The sequence below is a fragment of the Acinetobacter sp. Ac_5812 genome, from assembly GCF_013072695.1.
Taxonomy (GTDB): Bacteria; Pseudomonadota; Gammaproteobacteria; order Pseudomonadales; family Moraxellaceae; genus Acinetobacter.
In genome coordinates this window covers 98,322-115,884 of record NZ_LXUK01000022.1, presented here as the reverse complement: position 1 = coordinate 115,884, position 17,563 = coordinate 98,322, and the positions used below count along the sequence as shown (strand labels likewise).

Sequence of the window (17,563 nt, the reverse complement as noted above, 5' to 3'; positions counted from 1 at the left end):
CAGTTTTATCCCTCCTTAATCAAAGGAGGGTTTTTCCAAAGAATAATAAGAAATGGCTGGTATGATTAAAAGCAGAACACTTTTTTAAAACCAATTCCAAAAAGCTAAATAGTCTGAAAAACGAATGGGTAAATCATTCCCTTTAACTTCAGCAACCTTATCAAATACCCATAAAAAACCATAAATACTGAAATAGCATAAAAAGAAGGTGATGGTTTTAACAATTATTCCTAAAGCTGTTTCCTTAGCTTTAGGATGCCCCTGATTCGGGTGCTTTTCATAATTATATGGATCATCAGAATCGACCACACACGCATCTTCAACCTGTTTAGACCATTTGGGTCTTTTGGCTATATGCATCACAAACGGACGGCCAATAAAAAAGATTAAGATAATAAAAAAACCAACACCATTCACCAATAAAGCAAGAACAGTTTCATTGTATGTTTTTTGAACATCAACTATATAACGTGTTCCTTGAGCGGTTTTAGTTTCTTTAAAACTATATACTTTAGCGGTAAAATACCAAGCCATTTTCATACTTTGTAGCAGGCTTTCTCTTTTCTTATCTAATGGAATCAACTTCCTTACTGCTTTATAACTTTCCTCAACACCGTCTTCCATATAACAACGAATATATTCCCAGTTTGATGCAAACCATAATGCTTCTGCATCCAAAGAAAATTGATAACCATCTTCTTCTGTATACTCAATTGTATGTGCAAATTTTACAAAAGGAAGACAGAATGCATCCTCAATGGTTCCATCCTCTGCGATTTGAGAAAAACGTATATCATATTCAGGTTTACGGCGATTACCTGTATCAATACGTGTAAAAGCCACTTTAAGATGATCCCAGTCAAATACACGAATATCATCTTTAGTTTTAAAAACATAAACTTTTCTATTTTTTCGATTAAAGCGAATTGGATAATGCGTGTAGCCAAACAAATCCTTCTTTAAAAAAAACTTATATATAAAAAATATCCCTAAAAGGAAAAGCGACATTAACAGAAATGCGGCTATAGCCAACCAATCAAATCCAACTTTTAAAATTATTAAAACCATCAAATTAATCATAAAAAGAGCAAACACACACAAACCAATTGAAAAGAAATTAATCACACCTCTCCAATTATAGGCTTTGTCTAATACCTCTAGATAAGTTGAATTAAATTGAATAGTGATATCTGCATCTACAGGTTCTACACCTGTATCCTGCTTTTGATTTAGCTCTATTTTTTCTTCGATTTCATTGAATTTCTTCCCAATATAATTTCTATACGGAATAATTACACCTTGATAATGCGCCTGAATCATATCCTACCTATTTTATATTGTATTTTTGCATCAGGTGGTTTCCATTTTCATCCAGTCTAAAACATACCAACATTGATCCAGTCAGTTTTATCCCTCCTTAATCAAAGGAGGGAATTTTCAAAGAATGATAAGAAATGGCTAGTATGATTAAAAGCAGAACCCTTTTTTTTAAAACCAATTCCAAAAGGCTAAATAGTCTGAAAAACGAATGGGTAAATCATTCCCTTTAACTTCAGCAATCTTATCAAATATCCATAAAAAACCATAAATACTGAAATAGCATAAAAAGAAGGTGATGGTTTTAACAATTATTCCTAAAGCTGTTTCCTTAGCTTTAGGATGCCCCTGATTCGGATGCTTTTCATAATTATATGGATCATCAGAATCGACCATACACGCATCTTCAACCTGTTTAGACCATTTGGGTCTTTTGGCTATATGCATCACAAACGGACGGCCAATAAAACAAATCATTACAATAAAGAAAAACAGACCTTTAAAAAGGTTAAGTAAGTGCATATCTTTATATGTTTTTTGAATATCAACGATATAACGTGTTCCTAAAGGAGTTTCAATTTCTCTAAAACTATACATTTTTGAACCAAAAAACCAAGCCATTTTCATACTTTGTAACAGGCTTTCCCTTTTCTTATCTAATGGAATCAACTTCCTTACCGCTTTATAACTTTCCTCGATTCCTTCTTCCATATAGCAACGAATATACTCCCAATTTGAAGCAAATATTACCGCCTCTACATCAGAAGAAAACTGATAACCATCTTCTTGTATATATTCAATTTTCTCTACAAATTTTCTAAAAGGAAGACAAAATGCATCCTCAATAGTTCCATCCTCTGAGAGTTGAGAAAAGCGGATGTCATATTCGGGCTTACGACGATCCCCAGTATCTATACGTGTAAAAGCAACTTTAAGATGATCCCAATCAAATACGCTAATATCATCTTTAGTTTTAAAAACATAAACTTTTCTATTTTTACGATTAAACCGAATCGGATAATGGGTATAACCAAACAGATCTTTTTTTAATAATATTTTATATATAAAAAATAAAAGCCCAGAAAATGCAGCAATCAAAATTAAACCAAAAACATCAATCAGCTCAAATCCATCTAAAGCAATAACAAAAATCATTAAAACGATCATCAATATAAAAAGAATCGATAGACCAATAGAAAAGAAATTAACCCCACCCCTCCAATTATAGGCTTTGTCTAAAACCTCTAAATAAGTTGAATTAAATTGAATAGTGATATCTGCATCTACAGGTTCTACACCTGTATCCTGCTTTTGATTTAGCTCTATTTTCTCTTCGATTTCATTGAATTTCTTCCCGATATAATTTCTATACGGAATAATTACACCTTGATAATTCGCCTGAATCATATCCTACCTATTTTATATTGTATTTTTGCATCAGGTGGTTTCCATTTTTATCCAGTCTAAAACATACCAACATTGATCCAGTCAGTTTTATCCCTCCTTAATCAAAGGAGGGAATTTTCAAAGAATAATAAGAAATGGCTAGTATGATTAAAAGTAGAACACTTTTTTAAAACCAATTCCAAAAAGCTAAATAGTCTGAAAAACGAATGGGTAAATCATTCCCTTTAACTTCAGCAACTTTATCAAATATCCATAAAAAACCATAAATACTGAAATAACATAAAAAGAAGGTGATGGTTTTAACAATTATTCCTAAAGCTGTTTCCTTAGCTTTAGGATGCCCCTGATTCGGATGCTTTTCATAATTATATGGATCATCAGAATCGACCACACACGCATCTTCAACCTGTTTAGACCATTTGGGTCTTTTGGCTATATGCATCACAAACGGACGGCCAATAAAACAAATCATTACTATAAAGAAAAATAGGCCTTTAAATAAATTAGAAAGAAATGCATCGCTATATGTTTTTTGAATATCAACGACATAACCTGCACCTTGAAGTGTCTCAACTTCTTTAAAGCTATAGTCTTTCGGGCTAAAATACCAAGCCTTTTTTACACTTTGTAAGAGGCTTTCTCTTTTTTTATCTAATGGAATCAACTTCCTTACCGCTTTATAACTTTCCTCAATTCCTTCTTCCATATAACAACGAATATATTCCCAATTCGATGCAAATTGTGCTGCTTCAACATCAAATGAAAATTGATAACCATCTTCTTCTGTATATTCAATCGTTTCTGCAGAATTTATATAAGATAGACTAAATGCATCCTCAATAGTTCCATCTTTTGAGAGTTGAGATAGACGGATATCGTAATCGCGTTTACGCGAACTCCCAGTATCTATACGTGTAAAAGCCACTTTAAGATGATCCCAGTCAAATACACGAATATCATCTTTAGTTTTAAAAACATAAACTTTTCTATTTTTTCGATTAAAGCGAATTGGATAATGCGTGTAGCCAAACAAATCCTTCTTTAAAAAAAACTTATATATAAAAAATATCCCTAAAAGGAAAAGCGACATTAACAGAAATGCGGCTATAGCCAACCAATCAAATCCAACTTTTAAAATTATTAAAACCATCAAATTAATCATAAAAAGAGCAAACACACACAAACCAATTGAAAAGAAATTAATCACACCTCTCCAATTATAGGCTTTGTCTAATACCTCTAGATAAGTTGAATTAAATTGAATAGTGATATCTGCATCTACAGGTTCTACACCTGTATCCTGCTTTTGATTTAGCTCTATTTTTTCCTCAATTTCATTGAACTTCTTCCCAATATAATTTCTATACGGAATAATTACACCTTGATAATGCGCCTGAATCATATAATACCTATATTTATATTGTGACTTTATGCTGCAATCGCTTTCATGGCTTTTTCAAACTCACTTTGCATCAGGTTATAATTACCATACCTTTCTTTGGACAGTGTGCCAAAACTACAACGCTCAACCCAGTCTTGTAGTGCATTGTCTTTTAGTTTAGAAATACCGATTGAAATTAAGATCATTAGACCTGCACCAATTGCAATGATCCAACCAAGTATTGGAATACTTAAACTACTCAATGCAATACATGCTAAACTAAAACCAATTATTGAACTTACACCATACAAAAGACTTAAGCCCATATTACCTTCTTGATACGCATTATAGCCTGCATAACCATCTATAATCGCCACCCCAAAACCAGCGATTCCGCCTAAAACTTTAGCGACTAAGCCTACATTTCTTTGAACGCTGATTATATTTGCACTTGGTGTTCGATATAAACCTAAACTTTTTTCTATCGTGGTTGCAATTGCCGCACCGATAGCAGAAACACCAAGACCAAAACGAATCCTATTTTCAGTTTCATCATTTTTCATCGTGGTATCACCAAAAGCGTCGTCATACAACTTGGTCAATACCCAGCCTTGAAATGCGCCAACCAATGCCGACGAACCAATTGCAAAAGAGGACTTTACACTTGCTCCAACACCACTGACTCTAGTCTGCATGGTGTTTTTCCAGTCATCATTCCATTTTTGAATAGATGTTTCTGACTCTAAACTCTTTGCAAAATCTGAAACACTGACACCTTTTTTAAAAATACTTTCAACAACAACCAACTCTCTTTTTAATTGTGCTTTGCTTAATCCAGTTTCGTTGACCAAATCATCTATTCTATACTTTAACTGGACTTCTAATGCTGCTCGATGTCGTTGTAAATATGCAGCTGAACTCCCGCCTTGTTGTTGGCTTAAAGAAATCATTCGGCCTGCGACTGCACGTGCCATTTTTTTGGTTCGAACCCCGCGTACATCTAATACACGAAGTTTTAAGTTATACATCATTGCCATACTCAGTACAGCAATCCCGCCTTGAGTTGCCTTTAATAAACCTTGGCAGAGCATATTAAACAAAGGACCAAATGTTAAGGCAATGGTTGCACCCAGTTTATCTAAATGGATTCCTGTGGTATTTGAAACATTTTTTTCTAAACTATCTGAAAATGCACTAAATAGAGCATCCCAAGGAATATCTCTAAATGGATTTTCTACAGCAGGTTTTAACTTTGAAAAACTATCAATAATCTTGCTTTTAACCACATCAAAATTAAGTGCCAAAGCATTTAAAACAAAATTGTCATCGCTAAACTTTTGTGCTTTGAGTTTTTTTGCAAGTTCAATTCTCACAGGATCTAAGGCACAGCTTCCCCCCAATGCCAGCGTTGCTTCATGCGCATAACACACGCCACTGTCAATATTTTTAGAATCAAATTGATACTTAAAATATGAAATTGTTCTTTCAAAGTTTATCCATAGCTTTATCATAATCGCCAAAGGATAAATATGGCTTTTGTCATACGCCATTTGATTGTTTTTTATTTCTGTAATTTTCGCTGTTCTTTGAGTAGCACTAAACTTTTTTGCATATTTAGCCCACTCGCTTTCAATATTTCCCCGTAGTTCTTTTTGCCGTTGTTCGTCAAATTTTTTCTCGGTCATTTGTGCAGGATCAAAACCAAACCGAGCTTGCCGTTGGAGTCGTAATTGCTGCATCCTTTTTAATTCTGATTCACGATTTTCAATGGATTGTTTGGTGAGGCTCTGCGGAATCCCTGCTTGTAAAGCCGATAATGTCACATCAGAAAAAAATGCTCTTTTTACATCATCCTGATTAACAAACTTTGCTCCTTTTTCTTCAATAGCGACTTGAATATCAACCATTAATGCTACTGGATCATGCAAAGCAACAATAATGCCCTTGCCTTTAGCAAGCCTTTCGCTTTCATTAATCAACGATTGAGTAACAGTGCTGTTAAAATTCGTATTTTTTACTTTAGACAACTCTGTAATTGGACAGTGAAATTCACCCTTGCTTTGCCCGACAATAACTGGGCTCATATGTGCCGCTCTATATGCTGGTTTTTTATGAAGCTGTATGATACGACTAGTCCATAAATGAGCGCTGTACGCTAACCAAATTTTTCTAGACACATTCGCCTTCGGAATCGTAATGAGCATCCCATTCATTAGTTTCCGCATTTCTTTTTTGCAAGGTTCATGCATCTTTGTTGTTGTTTCTACATTGAGAAAAGTACCAATTGTTTTTTTTGCAAATGTGCCAAATTGATCTTTCACAAAATAATAAAAACTGTTATCCAACTCATCAAAGACATAAATATATCCCGTTTTCCGAATTGGCGTTACTTCGTAAGTCATCCCACTACCAGATAATTTAGGGTAGTTTTTAGGGATTGTAATAGAGGGTTTTATATTAGAAACATTTGAGCTAAATCCAAAACGACTCACAAATATAGGTAGTCCCTGTTTATCACATACATTACAACCTTTATTACTCGCCATTTTCTTTCTCACTTAACTTTTCTTTATATATAAAATTAATTAGTTCATTCATATTTTGGTTAAAATCTTTAGAAATTTCATTTCCAAGGTCATCATAGTCTGTAGTTAATTCACTTCTAATTCTTGAATTAATCGGATCAATCTCATCAAAATTTATAACTGGTACTTCGACTTTTTGTTTATTGACTTCAAAATATTGATGATTTATTGAAACCACCCATTTTGAAATATCATCTTGTAATTTCTTATAAATTGACATATTCAACAAAGCACTCAACTGGGAGAGATGAATTGCAACTCTTGGATCATAAAATCTAAATACAAATTTTTCTGATTTTCTTTTATAGACCATTAACTCAGCTAAAAAATCCTTGATCTCTTCAATTCGTTTATCTGAATAAAGATAGGTTTGAAACATGCTCATTTGATCAAAGCCACTAAAAGCATTGGTGTGAGTTTTTTTACCAACTAAGTTCCATAGTTGTTCTTTTTTCTCATTGGAAAGATTCTTTAAATCTATCAATGTGGGAGTGAGTTCTGGGCGTCTAAAAACATTTAAACCAATAAAATGGTGTTCGACGTTTAGATCTTTTAATATTGAATGTGCACTGCCCCATAGTGAAGCATCAAAAATAATATAATTCGCTTCAAAAATAATGGACTCAGGCGCATCAATTTTAGTAACAAAGTTTTTTGGTATATCATCCATATCAATTAACTAACCTTTATCAGCGGAGATCCATTTTCTGCTGCATTTTGAGCTTGAATATCACAATCTAATGACTTTAATTCTACTGTTTTCATTTGAGCAGTTTGCCCGCCCATGAACAAATGCTGCCCCGCCTTCACCTCAAACTTGCCACTGGTCACAGGGAAAATCCCTGAACCATTCAGCTTGATTTGAGAACCACCCGCAGTAATCACAATCTCTTTCGGACTGGTAATCTCAATGCGATCTTCGGTCGAAATGATTTGAATGCCTTGCTTGGCAAGTAAATCTATGCCATCTGACTGTGCCTGAACTTCATACTTGCCCTTTGCAGCCACCTGTTTAATCCCATTCTGTGCGGCAAAGAGACTGATTCTGTCTTGAGCATGACTAATCATGTTCTTTTGCGTACTCAGATTGATACTGTCGCCTGCAATCTGATTGATTTGCCCATCGGCAGATAAATGAATATCTTCATTGCTACTCAGAACAATGCCCTCTGGCGAACTGAGTAACAACATTGCCTTATTAAACTTGGCAATATCAGATTCAATTTCTTCCGCAAATTCTTTGAGTTGATCCAGTGATTCTATTTCATCGGTTTGCTGATTCTTGGCTACTTCACTTAAGGCTTTAGCATTATTTTGATTGCCTTCGAGCTGCTGTTTAGCTACTTGGGCATCTAGATGTTCGCCTTGGGCCTGATCTTGTTTATGCGTGGAAAGCAATAAACCATCGCCTGCACGGACTGCACCCCATTGGTCGGTACGCAACTCAAAACCTTCACCGCGATCTTCACTTTCTGCTGTTGCTTTAGCGTGACTCAGCTTCCCGAGATTGAGTTGACTGGCAGCATGACTGCTTTGCAACTGGGCACTGATCTGTCCCGTGGTGTCATCAAAGCGCAGTTGGTTAAAACCTTCGCCTTGATACTCTTTAGACTTAATTCCTGCTAGTTTCTTGGTGTCTGGCAGCTTGCCTGCATTGTCAAACTTGGTTGGGCTACGATGGCCTTCATGAATTCTTCCCACCACAAACGGACGGTCAATATTGCCATCAAAGAAGTCAATCACCACGATTTCACCAATACGCGGTAAGAAACGTGCACCATAGCCTTCACCTGCCCAAGGCGTCAGTACATCAACCCAGGCTGAATCGGTGTCGTTGTCATTGGCACCTGCTCCACCATCATGGCTATGATCATCATTGCGAGTAAACAGGAAACGGACTTTAATTCGCCCCCATTCATCGACATGGATTTCTTCGCCACTTGGCCCAACCACTTTGGCACGTTGCGGTGAGGCGGTTGGGCGGTGTTGCAATGGGTTAAATTCAGGAACGGTTTTAATACTGCGGCGTTGTAGCGTCAGTTGATTGGCTTGGCGTTCTTCATTGTTGGTTTGGGTTGGCTGCCAATTACTTTGTACTAATAACTGATTGATCTGTTGATGTAGATCTTTAGGTAAATTGTTTTGGTTATAGAAGTTTTTGCCTGTGATCAGGAATTCTTTGTCTGCGCCATCATGTTGATCAATTTCCGGATGTTCAGCCAATTCAAACCAGTAACCGACATGGGTGTCTCGAACAGTGCTATCGGCAGTAAATTGTTTGGATTGTAGGTCGTAATATTGACCCAAGTTCCGATTCAGTTTTTCAATTTGCGAATTGCCCGATGCGGTTGCACCATCTTCCCCATTCAGGTCTTGCATCCATGCAGGTGAAAAGTGCCATGCCTGTTCCAGACCAAGACTGGCATTGTCGTATTGAGCACTGTGTTTATGTGTGCTTTGGACGCTGCCTGCGCCATCTTCCTGTTCCAGTGCATCCGCTTGCCAACGCTGTACATGTACACTGCTCGGCTGTAAGCTGCGTTGCCCGACCAAACTGGTCATGCTGTCGTATTGTTCGGTGGCACTGCTACGGTGGTAACGAATCGTTCTTCTGTCTAGAGCTTGGTATTGGCTATTGTCGTCAATCAGGCGTAGTTTTTGCGGCTGAATCGCAGCACTGCTTTGCGGAACGATTCGCTCAGCTTCATCAATCAACCAGCTAATCCCTTCGCTACGCATCAAAGATGTTAAAAACGCTTCATCCGATTGGTTATATTGCATAATAAAGGGACGGATATCATAGTTCTGGCTCAGTCCGCTTAAATCAAGCGTTAAGCTTGATGCAAATAAGGGACTTTTTTGCTGCCACTCTTTGAAGATGATTTCCACCACATCACGCACACTCTTGTTCATAAACACACGGCTGTTACGGCGTTGTTTCCACAATGCGGTGGGGTCTTCTAATGTCAGTTTATAGACAGTGAGGCTTCCATCCGATTGCCCTTGCAGGGCTTGAGTAATAATCCCTGTGACACGGGTCAATTGTCCATTATCAGTCACCGTATCAACTGCCGCTTGGCTACCAATAAATTGTTTAAGTGGAATGGTCGCATTGGTTGATAGGCAAATTAATTCTGCCTTAAATCCGTCATTCAGTTGATGCTGTCCATCAATACGCTGTAGGAAGACTTGAGTATTTAAATCTTGATTGGAAAACTGAATATGGATTGCACGTTTTTGTGCAGTAAGGCCGAGACTCTCTAAAGCTTGAAATATATTAGCCAACATCTTTTTATATAGAATTAAATCAAATTTTAGTCATGGTATACAAAACAGACCGATTTGTCTATTTTGTATACTTATTGTTAAATCGATTTAATGATGACGTTTTAAAATAGATTCACTGATAAGACGATAGATATTCTGCAAGTCTGGGCGATTAGAATCTGCTAATAACTGACTATGCATACTTAATATATTTTGGTCGCCTCGCATCGCAGGGCCTGTCTGCATATCCTTGGGATTATTGCCTGTGGCTTTATTTGCGGTCTCTAAAATCAGTGGATAGAGCAAACTAAAATCAACCTGCTCAGCATCAACGATCTGCTTCGCCATGTCATAACAATAATTACTAAAATTGCAAGCAAATACCGCCGCCAAATGCAAAGTCAGACGTTGTGTCGAGCTATATTGATAGACACGTTGGCTTAAACTGTTTGCTAAATCGGTTAATAAGGTTAAGTCCTGTTGCTGAGCTGCTTCAACAAACAAAGGAGTAGCCGCCCAATTCACATCCCTTTCCATACTAAAGGTTTGCAAAGGATAGAAGACACCCACGCGTGGATGTCTGTGTTGCAGTATAGATAAAGCGGTACTTCCCGAGGTATGTACAATTAGATTTTCAGTGAGATAGGGTGCAATCGAATCAATCACACTGTGAATCGCCTGATCACTGACTGCAATAATCACTAAATCGGTTTGTGCATCCAGCTGTTGCACATCATCAATTGCTTGGGCATTGACTTGTTCTGCAAGGGTCTGAGCATGTTGTAGATTCCGACTAAAAATTTGCACAATCTGATGCTGCAATTGCAATACTTTGGCCAAATGAGTTGCAACACGACCTGCTCCAATCAATGTAATTCGCATAATATTTATCTTAAAACCATCGCTGTGCTAAGCATGCCAATAAAAAAAGGACGAATCAATTCGTCCTTCTTATTGTTGCTTACTTAATTGACATTATTGAGATAGACAATGCGCTCAATAGTACGTTGGGTAAAGCATTTGGTGTACTGCATCTCTTGATCTTGTTGACGCATCGCATCATTCCAATACCGTGATTGCTTTTGATAGGTTTCTAAATCTTTTTCAGCAATGTCAGACACATGCTTTTGAGCAAGTACTTTACAATCAACATCACGTTTTTCAAACCAATCAGACTGGTCTTGCTGCAACTGTGCTTTTTGCTCTGGACTAAACTTGTCCCAAGTTTGATTTAAGCGCTCAACCTGCTGTGCTTTTTCAGCATCTAACTCTTTTTTGCGAATATCCATTGCTTTTTGAGCCAAGCCCATTTGAGCCGATTCTTCTGCATCATATTGCTGCTGAGCTTGTTCATTGCTTTGTTCAATCAGGCGGTTTTCTTTTAAATAAGCTACATATTGCACGGCTTTGGTCGCCATAAAGACCACACCATCAATCACTGCATTTTGATCAGGAATATTAAAGACTAAACCATCTTTATCCGTCTTGGTAATGTCATATAAAAAGCTACCTTTGAGCTTGTCATCTTCTAAAGTCAGTGAATATTCATTATCTGCAAAATAATCAGTTAAAGTACTGGCGCTATAATCGCCCTCACACTCTTCACAATTTTTTTGCTGCTCTGCATAGGCATTCTCCGCACGCTTTTGTAAGCCTTTCGGGAATTGAACGATTAACTGACTTTCACAGCTCAATTGTGTTTTTGACGCTTGCTCACCTTCTGCTGTATCCAAGGTACGCACATTTTTGATTTCGAATTTCAGACCTTTATTGATTTTATCCAAAACGTCATAATCTGCCTGATACCCGCTTTCTCTTAGGCTACGCTCGATTTGTTTTAAATAGTCTTTTTTCAATGCGGCTTGAATATTATTCAAGTTGTCTTGATTGGTACAACTCCACTCAGCGACAGCCGCATCAGTATTTTCAACTTTATCTTTCGGCTTGAACTTGTCACAACCTGTTAATAACACTGCTGCTGTTAATGTTGTGAATATAAAAAACTTATTCATATTAATACTCGTAATCTTGTTTTTTTCGGGCGTATTCTACTCAATTTAAAACGATACTTTCGAGTCTTTTCTCTGATTTTATTTAAACAACTTCATTTAAAATTATATTTATTCAAATAAACAATTAAAATAAAAGGAGTTATTTCATCAATAACTCCTTTAAAACTTCAACACCCCATCCATTAAGGGCTAATTGAAAACTCAATACGGCGATTTTTAAAACGTCCTTCCTCAGTTGCATTATCTGCAACAGGGTTATCTGCACCATGCCCCATCGCTGTAAGTTGTGCCGAATCTACGCCTTGACTGACTAAATAATCGACCACCGCCTGTGCACGTTTTTGTGATAGCGTTTTATTGCTATTGGCATTACCTGTTGAATCGGTATAACCCGCAACAGTCAGTTTTGCATCTTTGGTATTTTTCATTAAGCCAGCGGCTTTATCCAAGATTGCTTTGTTTTCATCTGGAATCTGGTTAGATCCTGTTGAGAAATTAATAATCTGTAGATTAAGTGCTTTAATCACGGCATTAATATCAACCTGATTGGCATCAATACTTGCCAATGCATCCTGTGCTGCATTTAGACTATTACTGACAGAATCAGCAGCACTCACAGGTGCTTCGACAACCACCTCGGTATTTGGTACTAATCCTTTGATCTTGCCAAGCAACTCATTGAGTTTAGCTGCATCTGCACCTTTTAAGGTGATCTTATCACCGACCCATTCCAAGGAAACATTTGGAACCCCTTTAAGCAACCCTAGGACACCTGCAAGTCCTGCTTGATCGGTAAACGAGCCTGCATGTGTTGCAGCCGTACCTGCTGTATCTACCGTGCAGTCATGATTAGAAGAAAAAACTTCTTTGACTTTGGCCTGAATACTGGCAAGAAACCCTTGATCACCAACCATGACCTGACACTGTGCAACATTACCATTGGCATCGGTAGTTAATGCCAAACTCGCTGGGGCAATGACTGTACCGACTTGTGATGCGGATGAGTCCTCGTTATTTACTGGAACTTCCATTTGTTTATGTTGACATGACTTCCATAGCCATGCGACTAAAAGCGCTAAAATGATCAGCGCTACAATCGGTAGCCAAGCACGTGATTTACTTCCTGTCGTCGCGGTCGCACTGGCTAAGCTCGTTGTTGAGGCCGTAGCGCTCGAAACCAGTCCTAAAGGTGCAAGCAAACCTATCGCCCATGCAGGTAACAGTGCACGAATTGAATCAGCATGCTGTTTTAAATAATTAACAATGCTTTGGGTATCATTCCCCGCTTCACTGGTTAAAGCAGCAAGGCTGACTGGAAGCGCTTGGTTTAATGTTTGCTCTGCTTCAGCTATGGGAAGCTGACCACCTGCGAGGTTGGATAATAATGCATTTTTAACTTGATCATTATGACCAAACAAATCGAATAATGAAGGTGAAATTGACTCTTTTAGTTTCTGAATTAATTCAGGTTTTGCAGCTAAAATCGAAAGAAAAATCGGGTAAAACTTAGATAACAGCGCACTTTTTTCGTTCGCCAGACCGTCCTGACCACTCACAAGCACAGACGTCACTTTCTGCTTTAACAGTTCTATTGGGTTTATTGACATTGTTATTCTCTCCAACACATTAAATTTATAATATTCAGATCGCTTAAGAAAAATACGAAGTACAAGCAAACTGAAGCTTTTTCATTCTAATCATTTGTGTGTTTTTTATTCGTTTTTATATCATTTAAATACAATACTTACATCACACTTTACAAAACAGAGTAAAAGCCAAATCGCTTTAGATCATCATTCAGTTGAGTTGTAAATTGTACGATAAGGAATAATTTCATCTTCATAATAAGGTATTTTACTTGCTTAATTGATATAGAAACAGCAAGGAAAAACTCGCAAAAATGAGTGTAAGAAACGGAAATAAACGATAAGATTTTTTTTCAGGCGCTATCTCAACCGGCTCGGTAATTTCTTCTAATGACTCTGCTACGCTTGGAACTTCATCTAACAGAGCAAGCATCTCCTCCGACCAATTTGGCAACAATCCATTAATCGATTCTTGATGTTCGCGAAGGTAATGAATAATGCTAATTGCATCATTCCCGACCTCATTTGAAAGTACTGCTAGACTCTTCGGGATCGCTCGATTTAATGTGATTTCTACCTCTGCAACCGAAACTTTGCCTGCTGCCAACCTCAACAGTAATGCATTTTTTACTTTTTCATTTTCTTCCATTAGGTCAAAAACTGAAGGTGTCAGTTTCTCTTTTAACTGATCAACGAGTTCTGGTTTCTGTAAAAAACGATGCAAAAAAATAGGATAAAATCTTGATAAAACATCATTTTTTTCATTTACTAGACATGTTTGATCATTGACAATAATAGAGGATACTTTTTGCTTAAGCAGCTCCATTGGGTGAATAGCCATATGATTTAGCTCCAATTATTTCAATTGTTTAATTCTCATTTTTTATAATTTTATGTAAAGCACATCTCATTTATTTTCTTACTTTAATCTAATTTTTTTATTTTTATCAGCTTTGTAAAATTTAAATACAATATCTACATCACACTTTACAAAGCAGAATAAGACTTGATCGCCTTATTCTGCTGTTCGCATATCATTTATGCGAAGGTTGTCATCACCTTACCTGTCAGCTGTTGACCAAGTAATGGCGTATTTTTACCTTGAGACAGGATGCTGTCTTTAGACACCGTCCACTTTAGTTCTGGATCAATCAAAACCCAACCGGCTTCTTGCAACCAACGATCTGTCATATTGGCCACTTGTGCTGGTATAGAGGTGACTTTCTCCACCCATTCCAAAGGTTCAAACACACCTTCTTGAATCAACTGCACACCTAAACCGACATAGGTATCAAAAGCAGTAATCCCTGGCTGTGTTTCTGCAAACGGAGCCATTTTCGCTGAGCTACTAAGTGGTTCATGATGGGTACAGATTGCATCAATCACGCCCTCTTTCACCCCTTGGCGCAATAATGCTTTATCTTGTTCAGAACGTAACGGTGGGCGTACATGTGCAAGTGAGTTAAAACCATCGGTCAGCTGCTCAGTCAGATGTAACTGATGCATAGCAACATCGGCAGTGACAGGTAAACCTTTGGCTTTTGCTGCGCGGATCAAATCAACCGAAGCACCACAAGACAGCAGACCAAAGTGTGCCTTCACGCCAGTTGCTTCAATCATGATCAAGTATTTGGCAATCGCAACGGTTTCAGCAATCGCAGGGATCATGGGTAAACCTTGACGAGAAGCAATAAAGCCTTCGTGTGCACAGCCATCTTTGGCAATCTGAGGTTCTTCTGCATAGAACACAACCGTCAAGCCCAAACCTGCTGCATATTCCAGAGTACGAATGACCACATCATCATTTTCAAAGCTTGCATTGGCATTTGAAACCGCAGTACATCCACCCTTCTTCAATCCCGCCATATTGGCAGGTTGTTTGCCATTCAGACCTTGGGTCTGCGCACCAATAATTTGTAGATAAATGCCGCCATCTAATTGTGCTTTTTCAATCAAGCCATGAATTAAAGCACCATTGTCTTGAACAATTGGTTTTGAATCAGGTGGTGTTATCACATGCAAAATACCATTGGCACGCGCCGCTTTACCTTCTGACTTTAAGGTTCCATGCTGTTGTTGCCCTGGTTCACGTAGACGTGCACAAAGATCAACCATAGTTGGCATTAACCATTTGCCTTGACCATCAATCGTTTCATCGACTTGATCTACTGCATCAACCAACTTACCGTTTTCGATATAAACCGTTTTTACTTGATCAGTTTTTTGAATTGGATCGAGCACACGGACATTTTCAATTTTTACTATACTCATGTGATCTATCCTTTACAGCGCAATCGCTTCAATTAAACCTTGTTCTTGTAACTGCCCTTGCATCGCAAGTGCCAACACTGCCATACGAACTGCAATCCCATTGGTGACTTGCTTCAAAATAACAGATTGATCACCATCGGCAATGCTTGAATCAATTTCAACTCCACGGTTCATTGGCCCCGGATGCATCACGATGCAATCAGGCTTGGCCAATGCCAAACGCTCTTTGTTTAAGCCGTACATTTTATAGAATTCAGCTTGTGAAGATAATGCAGGCGAATCAATACGTTCATTTTGAATACGTAATGCAATAATCACATCACAGTCTTTCACGCCTTCATCCATTTTGTTAAACAGACGTACATGTTCGCCATATTCATCAAAGGCCACTGGCAATAAGGTATTTGGCGCAATCACACGAATGTCTTTACAACCCAATGTTTGCAATGCCGCTACATTTGAGCGTGCGACGCGTGAATGCTTGATATCACCAATAATCGCAACCGTTAATTCTTCAAAAGGCTTTTTGGTCTCACGACGAATGGTCAACATATCCAGCATCGCTTGGGTAGGATGCGCATGTCGACCATCACCTGCGTTGATAATCGCAACCTTAGGACACACATCTTTGGCAATAAAATGTGCTGCACCAGAAGATGAATGACGCACCACGAAGATATCCGCTGCCATCGCTTCCAAATTCCAAAGCGTATCACGTAGCGTTTCACCTTTAGAGGTACTTGAACGTGCAATATCAATATTCAGGACATTGGCAGACAAACGCTTTGCTGCAGCTTCAAAAGTAGTACGGGTACGCGTGGAGTTTTCAAAGAAAAGATTCATCACCGTCAGTCCTTCAAGCAACGGACGATTGATCAAGTTATTATTTTCATCTAAAAAGCTTTGCGCTGTATCTAGAATCTTGGTTAAGGTTTCTTTAGAAAGACCTTCAATGGTTAAAAAGTGCTTGAGATTTCCTTGTTGATTGAGCTGGATCTGACTCAAAGTATGCAATGCCGCCAAGTGCATAAGAGATTCCTAACACGTTAAGTTAACGCATTATACAGACTTTGGATTTCATTCGCAGTTGAACTTTTCAGCACTTAAGTAAAAATCTTTTAGATCTTTTCCATGATCTTATTTTTATTCAACATGAGAACATAAATTCTGAATATTGATCCATATACAAATACTCCAAAATAAAGATAAGGATGTAAGTATCATCTCTACATCCTTTTAATATTCTATTTTTTAATGACTTATAATTTACCTTAATGCACCAATATAGTGATGATGTACTTGTGCTTGATAAATTTCTTCATCAGTAACTTCCATGGAATAAGTTTCCAAAATCTCAGCCGGTTGTTTCTCAGTCGCATTTTTTGTCTCCACCACCAATGGATTTGGCTCAGGATATAAGTCAATCAATGGGCTTAAACGATGTACAAAACGTTCTAACTCCGGGTCCTGAGTTGTTAAGGCGATATCTAGCACATGCTTGGCATAATCTTTATTGTTAACGAGATACATTACATCGATCACACGTCCACAGACACGTCTTAAACGGACATACATTTGAGTTGCAATCGTAAAAGCTTCAGCATTGACCAATACTTCGTTATTCATGCTTTCTTTCATAAAGTCCTCACATCATTGGGAGAAATATTTACTGATAATTCATCAAGAAAAATGCAAAAGCTGTACCAACTATTAAAATAAAAAATAAAAATGTACTTG

At 37.7% G+C, this 17,563-nt stretch carries 13 protein-coding genes; all 13 read right to left on the bottom strand.

Going from position 1 to position 17,563, the window contains the following annotated elements:
- Nucleotides 1-84 precede the first annotated feature (84 nt).
- The 13 genes from A7P55_RS13920 to A7P55_RS13860 all read right to left on the bottom strand — a co-directional run bounded on the left by A7P55_RS13920 (nt 85) and on the right by A7P55_RS13860 (nt 17,464).
- On the bottom strand, nt 85-1,320 hold the full coding sequence (locus tag A7P55_RS13920; protein WP_171552552.1) for a DUF6708 domain-containing protein: 1,236 nt from the start codon (nt 1,318-1,320) through the stop codon (nt 85-87).
- A gap of 168 nt (nt 1,321-1,488) precedes the next feature.
- Nucleotides 1,489-2,724: a DUF6708 domain-containing protein gene (locus A7P55_RS13915; RefSeq protein WP_171552551.1), complete on the bottom strand. Its 1,236-nt coding sequence runs from the start codon at nt 2,722-2,724 to the stop codon at nt 1,489-1,491.
- A 166-nt stretch (nt 2,725-2,890) separates the two neighbouring features.
- Nucleotides 2,891-4,126 (bottom strand): DUF6708 domain-containing protein, encoded by a 1,236-nt coding sequence (locus tag A7P55_RS13910; RefSeq protein WP_171552550.1) that lies wholly within the window; start codon nt 4,124-4,126, stop codon nt 2,891-2,893.
- A 26-nt stretch (nt 4,127-4,152) separates the two neighbouring features.
- Complete coding sequence (locus tag A7P55_RS13905; protein ID WP_171552549.1) at nt 4,153-6,651, bottom strand: T6SS effector BTH_I2691 family protein; 2,499 nt, start codon at nt 6,649-6,651, stop codon at nt 4,153-4,155.
- Entirely contained in the window at nt 6,641-7,360 is a 720-nt protein-coding gene (locus A7P55_RS13900; protein WP_171552548.1) for a DUF4123 domain-containing protein, read from the bottom strand. The genes A7P55_RS13905 and A7P55_RS13900 overlap by 11 nt, the downstream gene beginning before the upstream one ends.
- A gap of 5 nt (nt 7,361-7,365) precedes the next feature.
- Nucleotides 7,366-9,978 carry a type VI secretion system Vgr family protein gene (locus A7P55_RS13895; RefSeq protein ID WP_171552547.1) on the bottom strand — a complete coding sequence of 871 codons (2,613 nt, stop codon included), beginning with the start codon at nt 9,976-9,978 and terminating at the stop codon, nt 7,366-7,368.
- Nucleotides 9,979-10,065: 87 nt separating this feature from the next.
- Nucleotides 10,066-10,839, bottom strand: a complete 774-nt coding sequence (locus tag A7P55_RS13890; protein WP_171552546.1) for a DUF2520 domain-containing protein — start codon at nt 10,837-10,839, stop codon at nt 10,066-10,068.
- Between the two features lie 83 nt (nt 10,840-10,922).
- The gene (locus tag A7P55_RS13885) at nt 10,923-11,969 is read right to left on the bottom strand and encodes a DUF1311 domain-containing protein (protein ID WP_171552545.1); all 1,047 of its coding nucleotides are present in this window, start codon (nt 11,967-11,969) and stop codon (nt 10,923-10,925) included.
- A 182-nt stretch (nt 11,970-12,151) separates the two neighbouring features.
- The gene (locus A7P55_RS13880) at nt 12,152-13,576 is read right to left on the bottom strand and encodes an OmpA family protein (RefSeq protein ID WP_171552544.1); all 1,425 of its coding nucleotides are present in this window, start codon (nt 13,574-13,576) and stop codon (nt 12,152-12,154) included.
- Between the two features lie 247 nt (nt 13,577-13,823).
- Complete coding sequence (locus A7P55_RS13875; RefSeq protein ID WP_171552543.1) at nt 13,824-14,396, bottom strand: hypothetical protein; 573 nt, start codon at nt 14,394-14,396, stop codon at nt 13,824-13,826.
- A 197-nt stretch (nt 14,397-14,593) separates the two neighbouring features.
- Nucleotides 14,594-15,826: a dihydroorotase gene (locus A7P55_RS13870; RefSeq protein ID WP_216078055.1), complete on the bottom strand. Its 1,233-nt coding sequence runs from the start codon at nt 15,824-15,826 to the stop codon at nt 14,594-14,596.
- Between the two features lie 12 nt (nt 15,827-15,838).
- Nucleotides 15,839-16,855 carry an aspartate carbamoyltransferase catalytic subunit gene (locus A7P55_RS13865; protein ID WP_171552542.1) on the bottom strand — a complete coding sequence of 339 codons (1,017 nt, stop codon included), beginning with the start codon at nt 16,853-16,855 and terminating at the stop codon, nt 15,839-15,841.
- A gap of 237 nt (nt 16,856-17,092) precedes the next feature.
- The gene (locus tag A7P55_RS13860; RefSeq protein ID WP_171552541.1) at nt 17,093-17,464 is read right to left on the bottom strand and encodes a hypothetical protein; all 372 of its coding nucleotides are present in this window, start codon (nt 17,462-17,464) and stop codon (nt 17,093-17,095) included.
- Nucleotides 17,465-17,563: the final 99 nt, after the last annotated feature.

Excerpts from the sequence above, each read along its gene's own strand:
- A7P55_RS13920 (WP_171552552.1), bottom strand. The coding sequence starts at position 1,320 with ATGATTCAGGCGCATTATCAAGGTGTAATTATTCCGTATAGAAATTAT.
- A7P55_RS13915 (WP_171552551.1), bottom strand. The coding sequence starts at position 2,724 with ATGATTCAGGCGAATTATCAAGGTGTAATTATTCCGTATAGAAATTAT.
- A7P55_RS13910 (WP_171552550.1), bottom strand. The coding sequence starts at position 4,126 with ATGATTCAGGCGCATTATCAAGGTGTAATTATTCCGTATAGAAATTAT.
- A7P55_RS13905 (WP_171552549.1), bottom strand. The coding sequence starts at position 6,651 with ATGGCGAGTAATAAAGGTTGTAATGTATGTGATAAACAGGGACTACCT.
- A7P55_RS13900 (WP_171552548.1), bottom strand. The coding sequence starts at position 7,360 with ATGGATGATATACCAAAAAACTTTGTTACTAAAATTGATGCGCCTGAG.
- A7P55_RS13895 (WP_171552547.1), bottom strand. The coding sequence starts at position 9,978 with ATGTTGGCTAATATATTTCAAGCTTTAGAGAGTCTCGGCCTTACTGCA.
- A7P55_RS13890 (WP_171552546.1), bottom strand. The coding sequence starts at position 10,839 with ATGCGAATTACATTGATTGGAGCAGGTCGTGTTGCAACTCATTTGGCC.
- A7P55_RS13885 (WP_171552545.1), bottom strand. The coding sequence starts at position 11,969 with ATGAATAAGTTTTTTATATTCACAACATTAACAGCAGCAGTGTTATTA.
- A7P55_RS13880 (WP_171552544.1), bottom strand. The coding sequence starts at position 13,576 with ATGTCAATAAACCCAATAGAACTGTTAAAGCAGAAAGTGACGTCTGTG.
- A7P55_RS13875 (WP_171552543.1), bottom strand. The coding sequence starts at position 14,396 with ATGGCTATTCACCCAATGGAGCTGCTTAAGCAAAAAGTATCCTCTATT.
- A7P55_RS13870 (WP_216078055.1), bottom strand. The coding sequence starts at position 15,826 with ATGAGTATAGTAAAAATTGAAAATGTCCGTGTGCTCGATCCAATTCAA.
- A7P55_RS13865 (WP_171552542.1), bottom strand. The coding sequence starts at position 16,855 with ATGCACTTGGCGGCATTGCATACTTTGAGTCAGATCCAGCTCAATCAA.
- A7P55_RS13860 (WP_171552541.1), bottom strand. The coding sequence starts at position 17,464 with ATGAAAGAAAGCATGAATAACGAAGTATTGGTCAATGCTGAAGCTTTT.